Annotated in this window: 13 protein-coding genes and 1 riboswitch; all 13 genes read right to left on the reverse strand. The window is 39.9% G+C overall.

Annotated elements, in window-relative coordinates; translation table 11 throughout:
* Positions 1-32: 32 nt before the first annotated feature.
* Positions 33-1415, reverse strand: coding sequence for a bifunctional metallophosphatase/5'-nucleotidase (locus H0185_RS09165; RefSeq protein ID WP_221873195.1), 1383 nt, complete (start codon positions 1413-1415; stop codon positions 33-35).
* Between the two features lie 155 nt (positions 1416-1570).
* Positions 1571-2419: a DUF72 domain-containing protein gene (locus H0185_RS09170; protein WP_221873196.1), complete on the reverse strand. Its 849-nt coding sequence runs from the start codon at positions 2417-2419 to the stop codon at positions 1571-1573.
* Positions 2420-3082: 663 nt separating this feature from the next.
* On the reverse strand, positions 3083-4480 hold the full coding sequence (sufB, locus tag H0185_RS09175) for a Fe-S cluster assembly protein SufB (protein WP_221873197.1): 1398 nt from the start codon (positions 4478-4480) through the stop codon (positions 3083-3085).
* Positions 4481-4539: 59 nt separating this feature from the next.
* Complete coding sequence (gene sufU, locus H0185_RS09180; protein ID WP_221873198.1) at positions 4540-4983, reverse strand: Fe-S cluster assembly sulfur transfer protein SufU; 444 nt, start codon at positions 4981-4983, stop codon at positions 4540-4542.
* Complete coding sequence (locus H0185_RS09185; protein ID WP_221873199.1) at positions 4973-6202, reverse strand: cysteine desulfurase; 1230 nt, start codon at positions 6200-6202, stop codon at positions 4973-4975. The genes sufU and H0185_RS09185 overlap by 11 nt, the downstream gene beginning before the upstream one ends.
* Positions 6202-7509 (reverse strand): Fe-S cluster assembly protein SufD, encoded by a 1308-nt coding sequence (gene sufD / locus H0185_RS09190; RefSeq protein WP_221873200.1) that lies wholly within the window; start codon positions 7507-7509, stop codon positions 6202-6204. Before sufD ends, H0185_RS09185 begins: the two co-directional genes overlap by 1 nt.
* A 19-nt stretch (positions 7510-7528) precedes the next feature.
* On the reverse strand, positions 7529-8314 hold the full coding sequence (gene sufC / locus H0185_RS09195; RefSeq protein WP_221873201.1) for a Fe-S cluster assembly ATPase SufC: 786 nt from the start codon (positions 8312-8314) through the stop codon (positions 7529-7531).
* Between the two features lie 343 nt (positions 8315-8657).
* Positions 8658-8828 (reverse strand): YuzK family famiily protein, encoded by a 171-nt coding sequence (locus H0185_RS24600; protein ID WP_485020621.1) that lies wholly within the window; start codon positions 8826-8828, stop codon positions 8658-8660.
* A gap of 194 nt (positions 8829-9022) precedes the next feature.
* Entirely contained in the window at positions 9023-9400 is a 378-nt protein-coding gene (locus H0185_RS09200) for a carboxymuconolactone decarboxylase family protein (RefSeq protein ID WP_221873202.1), read from the reverse strand.
* Positions 9401-9584: 184 nt separating this feature from the next.
* Positions 9585-10430, reverse strand: a complete 846-nt coding sequence (locus H0185_RS09205) for a MetQ/NlpA family ABC transporter substrate-binding protein (RefSeq protein WP_221873203.1) — start codon at positions 10428-10430, stop codon at positions 9585-9587.
* A 17-nt stretch (positions 10431-10447) separates the two neighbouring features.
* Positions 10448-11113 carry a methionine ABC transporter permease gene (locus H0185_RS09210; RefSeq protein ID WP_221873204.1) on the reverse strand — a complete coding sequence of 222 codons (666 nt, stop codon included), beginning with the start codon at positions 11111-11113 and terminating at the stop codon, positions 10448-10450.
* Entirely contained in the window at positions 11106-12131 is a 1026-nt protein-coding gene (locus H0185_RS09215) for a methionine ABC transporter ATP-binding protein (RefSeq protein ID WP_221873205.1), read from the reverse strand. The genes H0185_RS09210 and H0185_RS09215 overlap by 8 nt, the downstream gene beginning before the upstream one ends.
* Before the next feature lie 195 nt (positions 12132-12326).
* Positions 12327-12441: riboswitch (SAM riboswitch) on the reverse strand.
* A 104-nt stretch (positions 12442-12545) separates the two neighbouring features.
* Positions 12546-13856 (reverse strand): O-acetylhomoserine aminocarboxypropyltransferase/cysteine synthase family protein, encoded by a 1311-nt coding sequence (locus H0185_RS09220; RefSeq protein ID WP_221873206.1) that lies wholly within the window; start codon positions 13854-13856, stop codon positions 12546-12548.
* Between the last annotated feature and the right edge of the window lie 28 nt (positions 13857-13884).

Consider the following 13884-nt stretch of genomic DNA (forward strand, 5'->3'; position numbering starts at 1 on the left):
ACAAGTTATGCATAAGTAGGAAAAATGTGAGCCTAGCTATTGGGATATAACTCTGTTAATTTCTCCCTTAATATATCCCTTAGAAATTCTGGAACAAAGTATTTTTTCGTTTGAGATCGGAATATTTCTGGGAAGAATCGACCAAAGGTGAACATATCTGGAATCGCTACCGTATAGATAGATTTCGGATTGATGGCCTCACTATTAATCAAAATTTCGCTCGTATGTTCAGATGTTTTTCTAAAATCAATTCCTTCATAAACAAAATTCCCCATGACCGTTCCTCTGAATCCAAGCCCTTTGATTTGAAGATGTGGCCATTTTTCATCCTTTGTTTGTAAAAGTACTTCTTTTAACTCGGCACCCGTTAGTCTCACAGTACAAGGATTAATTGGATGAGGACAAATGGCTAATAAATCGTATTGAGTTACTCTCCCCTTATCCAACCCGTTTAATAAAAGACCAGCATTTAAAAAAGCACAGTCCGCATTGCACCATTCTTTTAAGGTTTTACACAAAAGGTCAGCTAAGGGTGACTCCTCAAAATGCTTGGCAGTTAGCGGGTGGGGCAAATCTACTACCGGTACTTCTAAAAGACCTTTTCCCTTTGCATAAAGACTTTCAATGATCTCTTTTTCATTTTCTACTGGTTTCATTTCATTCATATCATATAAACTAGCCTTTTTCGTAAGGACTTTCTTTGTCTTTTCATCTACTTCCACTATTACATGGCCAGTAAATTGCCCATACTTTCCTGCAGCAGCTAGGAGTGTATTCTCCACCTGCTTTCCTTCATGTAATATATGATGAGTATGGCCGCCGAGCACGACATCAACCTCAGGAAACATTGTGCCTATGCGTTCATCATCATGGATGCCAAGGTGTGACAACAAAACAATGATATCTGCTTTCCCTTTTAATTCTTTCAAGCACGCTTCCAGTTCCTCAATCGGATCGGTTACCTTCCAACCTAAAAGGTCATAGATATGATTAAAATTCACAGTCAGACCAATCGTTCCAATTTTCGTTCCAGCCTTGGTTGTAAAAATTTTATAAGGCTGAAGCCACTCTGGCCTTGTCCCATCTTCCCTATACAAATTAGCTGCTAATACTGGGAACTGCCTGCTTTCGTACATATTGTCTAAATCTTCATAGGATTGGGTGATCCCCTCGTTATTTCCAAATGTCACCGCATCATAACTGGCAGCATTCAAAAGTTCGACGATCCCCTTTCCCCTCGTAGCATCTGCTAAAGGGTGCCAGCGGTCCATATGATCCCCGATATCTAACAGGAGAAACTCATCTCCCTCTTGCTCATGCCATTTCCTTCGCTGTGTTACAAGCTGGTGAATTCTCGGCCAATGTTCAAAATGACTATGTAAATCGTTCGTATGATATATATGGAGAACTTCCAATGAATCTCATCCCTTTTTCTAAAATGACTCTTTTCTCAAACCTTTTTTGCTTTATTGGGCGAACGATGTATTTACTTAGAATTGCGAGAAAAGAGTTTATCACCTAACGCTCAAATATTGCTTTCCTTCCGGTAAATCGGCATTGGCTACAGCCTCTAAAATAAACCCAGTTGTCGTGGATTTAAGTCCCTGTATTCAATATTTAAAAGATCTAGCATCTGAAGCGCATTATCAGCCGCATCTCCTCCAGAGTTATTATTAAATAGTACATAAACATTTTGAGTTTTCTTTTTAAGTTCTGTTAATTGGGTTGCCCACTCTTTTAATTCTTTTTCATTGTACCTATATAAATAGCGAACCTCTCGCCACTTGTCTCCAGCTGTCTGTCGATTCCAACCAGCGATATTCCGACCATGAAATCGAACCAGAACCTTCTCTTTAGAAGTAGGTTCAAGGACAATCGGGACCGACCCATCCCCAGCTTGGGGTTCATCACAAATACTATGTACCCATCTTTCTTGCTCCATAAATTGCAGTGTCTTATCCCTAAGGTCATTCGTAAACCATGAGGTGTTCCTAAATTCTAATGCGCATGGGATATCACCCATTTTATCCCGACACCAACGTAAATAATCGACATTCTTCCGTTTACAATCAAACCATGGCGGAAACTGAAATAACACCATCGCAAGCTTCCCTGCTTCCTGATAAGGGCGAAGTGAATCACAAAATGCCTCAAACATCTCATGATGATCCTGAAACGGACTTTCACCACGTAAATGTCCTGTCATCCCTTGATAGGCTTTTACGATAAATTGAAAAGAAGCTGGAGTGTCTTTGACCCAGCGATTCGCATTTTTTATCGGTTGTATGGCATAGAAGGAAGTGTCCACTTCCACTACTGGAAAATAACTGGCATACTCTTTTAATTTTTCCCGTGCTGGGGTCCTGCTACCGTATAGACTGTCATGGTCTCCCCAGCCTGTTAATCCAACTGAGATCATAACACCCCTCCATTATCTATATGATAGCATATCTTGAATGTAGGTACTCTTTTGTAATCTTATCCACAAATAAAACCTTTTCTGAAGGGGTTCATATAAAGAAGAGATGGTAATGTCATCTTTAGAGAAATGAAGAAGGTTGGTCCTACTATTCATTTATTTTTTGACCATGTTGGAAGTGGTTTGTCTTCAGGCATTGATGATAGTGATAATAAGCTAAAATCTTTCACCATTTGTGGGTAGGGAAGTTTTTTCCAGCGACCGCAACCATAAAAGGCGACACCATCATTGTTGAACATAACCAAATTGAAGATTCTTGCCATGTTTAGTACGCGCGGAAGGAAAATCCTGATGAAGCAAACCTTTATAATAAAGAAGGGTTACCGGCTTCGCCTTTTAGTACGGAGAATAGTTAAAGAGAGTATATAGCTATTTAGAGTCAAAATTGGGTTTGGCTCTTTTTTTATACTAATTTTTGGGGCAGCGTAGCATTCGTTTTTCATTGTATTTATTATCATACAGCTCGTTTGAGGATGACCCTTCAGTTCCCATAACTCGTCTTACCACCTTTGTTTGGGCACCGAGGCTCCTCCTCACTTCCCATACTACTTCCATAGAAAAAGCCGCTTACCATTAAAAGTAAGCGACTTTTATTAAATGATATTAACCGATAGACCCTTCCATCTCGAACTTAATCAGACGGTTCATTTCAACGGCATATTCCATTGGAAGTTCTTTTGTAAATGGCTCAATGAAGCCCATTACGATCATTTCAGTTGCTTCTTCTTCAGAAATTCCACGGCTCATTAGATAGAAAAGCTGCTCTTCGGAAACTTTAGACACTTTCGCTTCATGCTCAAGCGAAATATTGTCATTTAAAATTTCGTTGTAAGGAATTGTATCAGAAGTAGAGCTATTATCCATAATTAAAGTATCACATTCAATATTAGAACGAGCACCTGTCGCTTTACGTCCAAAGTGAACTTTACCACGGTAAGTTACTTTTCCGCCTTGTTTCGAAATAGATTTCGAAACAATTGTTGAAGAAGTATTTGGTGCAAGGTGAATCATTTTCGCACCTGCATCTTGATGCTGGCCTTTTCCTGCTAGGGCAATAGAAAGCGTCATCCCTCTTGCTCCCTCACCTTTTAGAATAACAGCAGGGTATTTCATGGTTAACTTAGAGCCGATATTTCCATCAATCCATTCCATTGTCGCATTTGCATCACAAACAGCACGCTTCGTAACAAGGTTATAAACGTTGTTCGCCCAGTTCTGGATTGTTGTATAACGGCAGTAAGCATCCTTCTTAATGATGATTTCAACAACCGCACTATGAAGAGAGTTTGTGGTATAAACAGGTGCTGTACATCCTTCAACATAGTGAACATGCGCGCCTTCATCAACAATAATTAATGTACGCTCAAATTGCCCCATGTTTTCAGAGTTAATACGGAAGTAAGCTTGTAAAGGTGTTTCAACTTTGATTCCTTTTGGAACATAGATGAAAGAACCACCAGACCAAACTGCAGAGTTCAACGCCGCAAATTTATTGTCTGTCGGAGGAATAACCTTCGCCCAATGCTCACGGAAAATCTCTTCATTTTCCTTTAGAGCAGAGTCTGTATCCTTGAAGACAATTCCTTGTGCTTCAAGGTCTTCCTTCATGTTGTGATAAACAACCTCAGATTCATATTGAGCAGAAACCCCAGCAAGATACTTTTGCTCTGCTTCAGGAATACCAAGTTTGTCGAACGTACGCTTAATTTCTTCAGGTACTTCATCCCATGATTTTTCTGATTTCTCAGATGGTTTAACATAATAAGTGATTTCATCAAAGTTTAGAGAGTTTAAATCTCCGCCCCATTGTGGCATTGGCATTTTATAAAAATGCTCAAGTGACTTCAGACGGAAGTCAAGCATCCACTGAGGCTCATCCTTCATTTTGGAAATCTCTTCAACGATTTCACGAGTCAACCCTCGCTTAGATCGGAAGATGGAAACGTCTTTATCGGAAAAGCCATATTTATAATCACCGATCTCTGGCGCTTTTTTAGCCATCGTCGAATTCCTCCATTCTAAGGAGAAGAACATGCATCCTTCTCCATATTAGTATCGTTTTACTGATTGTCTTCGTTTAAGCCCTTTTCCATAGCCTTCCATGCAAGTGTCGCACACTTAATCCGGGCGGGGAATTTAGCTACACCTTGTAAAGCTTCGATATCCCCTAAGTCTATGCTATCATCTTCATCATATTCTTTTCCTTGCATCATATCTGAAAAGATTTTAGATAGTTTTAACGCATCTTCAATCTTTTTCCCTTTGATCGCTTGGGTCATCATGGAAGCAGATGACATGGAAATGGAACAACCTTCCCCATCGAACCTTGAGTCAGTCACAATGCCATCTTCGACATTCATGGTTAACTGAATCCGATCTCCACATGTAGGGTTATTCATGTTCACCGTTAGGCTGCCATCTTCAAGTACCCCTTTATTACGTGGGTTTTTGTAGTGGTCCATAATGACTTGACGGTACAGAGTATCAAGATTATTAAAAGACATCGCTGAAATACTCCTTTGTTTTGATAAGTCCAGAAACCAACTTATCAATTTCATCTTCCGTATTATACAGATAGAAGCTTGCACGTGCTGTTGCAGAAACATTCAACCATTTCATCAGCGGTTGAGCACAATGATGACCAGCTCGAACGGCAATTCCTTCTGCGTCGAGAACAGTAGCCACATCATGTGGATGAACATCATTTAAGTTAAAAGTGACAACACCCGCACGCTGAGAAGAATCTTTTGGTCCGTAGATCGTAAGACCCTCAACAGTTGACATCTTTTCCATCGCATAGGCAGCTAGCTTATGCTCGTGTGCTTCAATATTCTCTAATCCCACTTCTTGTAGAAAATCGATGGCCGCACCAAGACCAATTGCACCAGCAATAATCGGTGTTCCACCTTCGAACTTCCATGGGAGTTCTTTCCATGTTGATTCATATAAGCCTACGAAATCAATCATTTCGCCACCGAATTCGATTGGCTCCATTTTTTCTAAAAGGTGCTTCTTACCATAAAGGGCACCGATACCAGTTGGACCACACATTTTATGACCAGAGAGAGCAAAGAAATCGCAATCTAAGTCTTGAACATCAATTTTGATATGTGGTGCACTTTGGGCTCCATCTACCACCATAATTGCGCCATTTTCATGAGCAACTTTAGTAATTTCTTTGATTGGATTAATAACCCCGAGTACATTTGAAACATGCATGATTGCAACAATTTTAGTATTGCTAGTTACAGTTTCCTTAACATCTTCGAGAGAAATACTTCCATCCTCTTGAAGAGGTAAATATTTTAAGGTAGCACCGGTCGCCTTAGCGACCTGCTGCCATGGAATGATATTACTATGGTGTTCCATATATGAGATGACAATTTCATCTCCTTCACTTAGGTTTGCACGACCGTAGCTGGCTGCAACCGTGTTAAGTGAAGTTGTTGTCCCTCTAGTAAAAATCACTTCTTCAATTGATTTTGCATTAATAAACTTCCGAACCTTTTCACGAGCTCCTTCGTACCCATCCGTTGCTCTTGTACCAAGTGTATGAACTCCACGGTGTACATTGGAATTATATTCACGGTAGTAACGATCCACTGCCTCGATGACCTGAACAGGTTTTTGGGATGTTGCCGCACTATCAAGATAAACTAACGGATTCCCGTTTACTTCCTGATGCAAGATTGGAAACAATTCCCGAATCTCTCGGACGTTCATTATTTTACTTTCCTTTCAATGACCTCAACTAGTTGCTTTCTCACACCTTCGATTGGAAGCTGTTTTACAACCGGAGCTAGGAAGCCATGAATGACAAGACGCTCTGCCTCAACTTGAGGAATTCCACGACTCATCAAATAGTACAGTTGAACAGGATCAACGCGACCAACAGAAGCAGCATGACCTGCTGTTACATCGTCCTCGTCAATAAGCAAGATTGGGTTCGCGTCACCACGAGCCTTTTCACTTAGCATTAAGACACGAGACTCTTGTTCTGCATTTGCTTTCGTTGCCCCATGTTCGATTTTACCAATTCCATTGAAAATGGAACTAGCACTATCTTTCATTACGCCATGCTTTAGGATATACCCTTCGGAGTTTTTACCAAAATGAACAACGGCTGTTGTAAAGTTTTGAATTTGTTCTCCACGACCAACAACCACTGACTTCGTATCGCCAATTGATCCGTCACCAACTAGATTGGTTGTATTTTCAGAGATGGTATTCCCGTCATTCATTAGACCAAGAGACCACTCAATTTTCGCATCTCTACCAGCGATTCCACGACGGTTTACATAAGTTGTTGTATCTTTTGCCAATGTGTCAACTGCGCCATATTGAATGGTAGCATTCGCATTCGCAACAACTTCAGAAATGATGTTGAATTTACTTTCAGCTGTTTCCACTGTTGAAATATAGTTTTCAACATAAACCACGCTACTATTGTCTTCTGCGACAACTAATACGTGATTGAAAACATTGGCTTCAGCATCATCATGGATGAAAATAGCCTGGATTGGTTCAGTTATTTCAACATTTTTCGGTACATACAAGAAGGCTCCACCATTTACAAATGCAGCATGGAAAGCTGTCAAACGGTGTTCATCTGTTTTTACTGCTGTCATATAATATTTCTTCAACAAATCACCGTGTTCACGTGCTGCTGTGAAAATATCAGTAAAGATGACTCCTTTATCTTGGAGCTCTTGTGTTACAGACATGTAAGCAGGCTTATTGTTTCGTTGAACATAAAGACTGTTTTTCTTTGCTTCGCTCCCTACAAGAAGTTTCACTTCCTCAGGTAGCTCTTCAAGATTTGTATATGCTTCACTTTTAACGAGAAGCTTTTCAAATTGGGTAAAGTTCCAATTGGTAATTTTCGTTTTATCCGGTCTTGGCATTGGAAGCGTGTCAGCTTGTTCTAAAGCTTTTACACGTAACTCAGTTAACCATTCCGGCTCGTTCATTTCTTTTGAAAAGGAAGTAATATATTCCTGATCAAATGGCAGCTTTGTTTCAGTAGTCATATTGATCCTCCCCTAGTGCTTACGCTTCTTGGCCAACAGTTTCGTCTTCAATCCCAAGTTCCTGTTTAATCCAGTCATATCCTTCTGCTTCTAGGCGCTGTGCAAGCTCTGGTCCACCAGATTTTACAACGCGGCCTTGCATCATAACATGAACATGATCAGGAGTGATGTAGTTCAATAAACGCTGATAGTGAGTAATGATTAGGCAGCCAAAGTCTTCGCCGCGCATTTGATTGATTCCTTTAGAAACAACTTTTAATGCGTCGATATCAAGACCTGAGTCAATTTCATCAAGAATGGCGATTTTTGGTTCAATCATCATCATTTGTAGAATTTCATTACGTTTCTTTTCTCCACCCGAGAAACCTTCGTTCAAGTAACGTTGAGCCATGTTCGGATCCATTTCAAGGAATTCCATTTGTTTATCCATTGTGCGGATAAATTTCATTAATGAGATTTCTTGTCCTTCTTCACGACGGCTATTGATAGCAGAGCGTAGGAAGTCAGCATTTGTTACTCCGCTAATTTCACTTGGGTATTGCATCGCTAGGAACAATCCTGCGCGTGCTCTCTCATCTACTTCCATCTCTAGAACATTCTCACCATCTAATGTAACGCTTCCGCTAGTTACTTCATACTTAGGATGACCCATAATTGCGGAAGACAATGTTGACTTACCAGTTCCGTTAGGTCCCATAATTGCATGGATTTCGCCACCCTTGATTTCAAGGTTGACACCTTTTAAAATTTCTTTGCCTTCAATCTCAACATGAAGGTCCTTAATTGATAATACAGATCCACCCATAATTGCTACCTCCGTTAGTAAATAAAAGTATTAACCAATTTGCATCGGATAATTAATCTATTCTCATTCTATTCTCATTACAATCTTATAACAAATTAAAACTGTGTGCAACTGTTTAACAAACGGATATTATATTACAAAAACTCAGAGTGCCTCCCTTTATTTTTCACAATGCAATAGGCTTTCATGTATTGCGGTTTAGAGGACAGTCCTATCCAACTAGGGAACATGACACCCTCCCAAAATTAGGCACTATTATAAGTAAATCACACAAGTTATGTAATTACAAAAAGATAAGACCAGTGTAGTTAACACTGGTCTCAATATAACCTAAGATTCAACTTTAAGCGTGGACTTTTCTGTCGAGATCCGCTACGATTCTTTGACTCTCAATATAATCCTGGTCGCGCCGTCTCTCAACTTTCATCCTTAGTGTATGCTTCATGCAATATACCTGATAACCAATCCCATGAGCGCTGTGCATTGCCTTATCCATCTCAGTCGTATAATTCATTTGAAGCTGAGTAATGTATAACCCATCCCTTCATGTTTCCTTATTGCTTTTTAAGACTCTGTAATCGTAACACTTATACATAAGTCTACTCAAAGCGAAAAAAACCGACAATTTGGGGATATGATGGGATATAAGTGCTTCAGCTCTCAATAACCCTATCAGTCGCAAGATTCTTTCCTAATTCTTATAAGCTTTTAATGTTCTTTCTTATTTTGACTAAAATCCTCCAATGTATCTTGTACAAGAGTAACAGCCTGGCTCATTGCAGCTCCGCCACCAAATGCAGCTGTCACCCCAACAGCTTCTAGGATTTCTTCTTCAGACGCACCTTGATCAATGCAGCCTTTAATATGGTAAATGATACAATACTCATCTTGGGCAAATAGCGCTATCCCCAAGGCAATAAGCTGCTTCTCTTTCTGAGAAAGTGCCCCTTCTTTAAAACATTCTTCTGTAAAGGCGTTATAATGTTCAGCAAGTTTAGGCATTTTCTTCGTAAATACACCTAGACCTTCTTTATACTCAAGTAAAGCTGCTTCAGACATATTATTTGCATCATTTTGTTGTTCCATGACTTTCACTCCATTCATATATAATCAGAGTTATTATGTTTGAAATTGACAATGGTTATTCTCTTAACATAGATTAGCTCCCTGATAATTCATTCCCATTTAATGAGAAAATCGGAAAGTTAACATACTTACACAAAAAAAACTGCCCGAAAGTTAGGCCTTCGGGCAGTTTTTTTATACATTTTTATTCAGCTAATAATACTGCGCCTGAGTAGGTTTCTTCAATAAACTTTCTAATTTCATCAGACTTTAATACTTCAACTAGTGCTTTAATTTCTTCACGGTCTTTATCTTCAGAACGAACAACGATCAAGTTAGGAGGAACAACGTCACTACCTTCAAAGGCAATTCCATCTTCTTCAATGTTGATTCCGCCTTCAAGTGCATAGTTCCCGTTAATGACAACAGCGTCTCCTTCTCCACTTTCAAAAGAAGAAGCCAATAATCTTGCTTCAATTAGAGTTGTAAAGTCAAGATTCTTTGGATTCTCAACAATATCGTCTACACGAGCGTTCTCGCCAACTCCCTCTTTAAGCTTGATTAAACCTTCTTTTTCAAAGATTGGCAAAATCCTGCCGTGGTCACTTAAAGAATCACTCATAATAATTTTCGCACCTTCAGGAAGTTCCTCTAGACTATCGTATTCTTTTGAATAAATTCCAATCGGCTCTTGGTGAATTTCACCTACGCTAACAAAATCAAAGTCTTCATTTTCTTCCATTTGAAGCGCAAGGTATCCAGGAGTCTGGAAGTAGTTTGCATCAATCTCCTTACTATCTAAAGCAACATTCGGCAAAATATAATCTGTAAACTCTTGGATCTCAAGGTCAATTCCTTTTTCCTTAAGTAGAGGAACAGCTGCTTCTAACACTTCAGCATGTGGTACGACCGAAGCACCTACTACTAATTTTTTGTTACCTTCTTCTTCTCCACCTGTAGAACCTTCTTCATTTCCCTCATTTCCGCCACCACAAGCAGCAAGTCCTAGAACCAATAAAGATAAAATCAAGAAACTTAGTAATTTTTTCATTTTTTCTCCTCCTGTTGTTAACGTTTGTCAGTTCTTTTTGTAAAATAATCTCCAATTAATTGGATAATAAATACCAGAATTAAAATAGCGATGGTTGCTACAAGTGTTACCATTGGTCTATTTCGCTGAAAACCTTCGAGATAAGCAAAATGCCCCAAGCCACCGGCGCCAATTACGCCAGCCATTGCTGTAAAACTAACAAGCGAAATCGCTGTTACAGTTAAACCTGAAATAAGTGCAGGCAAGGACTCAGGAATAAGCACTTTAAAGATGATTTGAAAATGATTAGCTCCCATTGATTGCGCTGCCTCAATTACACCTTTATCTATTTCTCTTAAAGCAATTTCTACCATTCTCGCATAGAACGGTGCAGCCCCAATGATCAAAGCAGGTAATGCCGCATTTGCCCCCAGCATCGATCCCACTAGCGCTTTAGTAAATGGGATAAGGAGTACAATTAAGATGATAAACGGAATAGAACGAAAGATATTTACAAATGCAGCAATTACAAAATTCACTGGTCGATTTTGCCATAAACTGCCTTTATTCGTTAAAAATAAGAGCAGTCCTAGAATCATCCCTAGAATAAAGGTGGCGAGTACCGATATAGTGGTCATATAAATAGATTCTTGTGTTGCTTCAATTAACTTGTCCCACTTAACTTCTGCAAGAAAATCATCCATTGCTGATCACCTCCACACCCACTTCTTGTGAAGAGATATATTCAAGAGCCTTTTGAATGTCTTTTTCTTCACCATCAAGGTGGATAAAAAGTGTCCCGTAGGAACCATTTTGCGTTTGTGAAATTTTCCCTTGGAGGATGTTAACTGTCAACGGAAACTGACGAATTAAATTGGTAATAAGAGGTTGTTCTGCCCCGTCCCCAACAAATGTGAGTTGGATAACTTGTCCATTCGGATAACCAGAAAGTAGGTGTTCAATCGTGTCCTTAGTCTCCTCTGGTTCTGTGACTTGCTGGACAAACTTCTTGGTAATCTGCTGCTTCGGGTTTTTAAAGACTTGCAGAACTGGACCTGTCTCCACGATGTTACCACCTTCCATGACAGCAACGCGATGACAGATTTTCCTGATCACGTGCATTTCATGAGTAATGAGAACAATCGTAAGACCTAACCTTTTATTTATATCAACCAACAACTCTAGGATTGAATCCGTAGTTTGTGGATCCAGTGCAGAGGTAGCTTCATCACATAACAACACTTTTGGATTGTTTGCAAGCGCCCTCGCAATCCCCACCCTTTGCTTTTGACCGCCACTTAATTGTGAAGGGTAAGCATTTTCTCGTCCATCCAGCCCCACAAGGCTAATTAGCTCCTTGACTCGTTGCATTCGCTTTTTCTTCGGTACTCCGGCGATTTCAAGTGGAAAAGCAATATTATCAATGACGGTCCTGGACCAGAGTAAATTAAAGTGCTGGAATATCATCGAAATTTCTTGGCGGGCTTTACGAAGGTTTGCACCTTTAATGTGGGATATCTCTCTTCCAGCTACCTTAATTGAACCATCAGTAGGAATCTCAAGACCATTTAGCATACGAATCAGTGTACTTTTCCCAGCTCCACTGTATCCAATAACGCCAAAAATTTCTCCATCATTTATGTCTATGTTGACATTGTCAACTGCCTTCACTGCTCCCTGTTTTGCAGCATAGGTTTTGGTTACATTTTTTATGGTAATCAATCAGATTTTCACCCTCTCTTGTTCCACAAAACATCTTTCTGGCTAACTTAATCTAATCCAAAAGGAAAAAATAATAAGAGTGTAAAGTTAGCTTTTGTTTTCTAATGAAAAACCATTCAGAAGATGTCTAGTTAAAGCATAACAAAAGCCTTCCTGCGAGAATGAGCAGAAAGGCTTTTTATCATCTATTCCTTTCTCTCATCTTTCAACGCTAACATAGCCTTGAGTGAATTGGCACCATTTCAATAGGGTTCCTATTGACGGTTGCCGGGTTTCAACGGGCACTTCCCTCCACCTCTCTTGATAAGAGCATCATATAAAGTTTTTAAATAACCGGTTTAGTTAACGAAAGTGATTTTATCATGGAACAAAATTGGGTGTCAATTATAATGTTTCACTTTTTGAAATATTCACCTATGCTCTTGTAGGTGCTGGAATACCAGTTGCCTGGAAGATTGCTTGATCCAGATCCTCGATTAGGTCATCAACATTTTCAATTCCAATAGAAAGACGAATTAAATCTTCCGGAACACCAGCAGCTTTAAGGCCTTCGGCATCTAACTGTTGGTGTGTTGTGCTTGCTGGATGAATGATCAAACTTTTTGCATCCCCTACATTTGCAAGATGTGACCACAGTTCAATCGAATTAATGAGTTTGGCACCAGCTTCTCTACCACCTTCAATTCCAAATACAATAACAGCACCTGCACCTTTAGGAAGATATTTATCGGCCAGTGCTTTATCAGGATGTGAAGCATGACCTGGATAAGAGATCCAGCTTACAGCCGGATGAGCTTCAAGGTACTCAACAACCTTTTGTGTGTTGGCAATATGTTCTTTCATTCTTACATGAAGCGTTTCTAACCCTAAGGTAAATTGGAACGCATTTTGCGGACTAAGCGCTGGCCCCATATCGCGTAATAGCTGGACGCGTGCCTTTGCAATGTATGCCGCTGCCCCAAGCGCTTCACTATAAACTAAATCATGGTAACTAGCATCAGGAGTAGTAAACCCAGGGAACTTAGGTGAATTCCAGTCAAATTTCCCTCCATCCACGATAATACCTCCAAGCGTCGTTCCATTCCCAAGGAGCCATTTCGTTGCTGAATGAATCACAATATCTGCTCCATGTTCGATTGGACGGCATAAATAAGGGGTTGAGAAGGTATTGTCAATGATTAACGGAATACCTGCCTCATGAGCAATTTCAGCGGTTCTCTCAATATCTAGGATTCTTAGGCTTGGGTTTCCGATTGTTTCAGCAAAAATGGCTTTCGTTTTATCAGTAATAGCTGCTTTGAAGTTTTCCGGATTGGTAGAATCAACAAACTTTACGTTAATTCCATACTTCGGAAGTGTCACAGCGAAGAGGTTATACGTTCCCCCATATAATTGAGAAGCAGCTACAATTTCATCCCCTGCATGGGCTAGATTCATGATTGCTAAAGTGATTGCTGCCATCCCACTTGAAACAGCAAGTGCACCAATGCCCCCCTCAAGGAGTGCAACACGCTCTTCAAAAACAGTTACAGTTGGATTGTGGATTCGGCTATATATGTATCCATCCTCTTTTAAGGCAAATAAATCAGCAGCATGATCTGTATTTTTAAATTGGTAAGCATTTGTCATATAAATTGGCAAAGCCCTTGCTCCGGTGACTGGGTCAGCTGTTAAGCCTCCATGAACTCCTAATGTTTCTAAACGATAATTCTTCTTTTCGGCCACTTTTCATCTCTCCCCTAAGATTTGTCTT

This window comes from Mesobacillus maritimus, from assembly GCF_019749255.1.
Classification (GTDB): domain Bacteria; phylum Bacillota; class Bacilli; order Bacillales; family Cytobacillaceae; genus Mesobacillus_B; species Mesobacillus_B maritimus_A.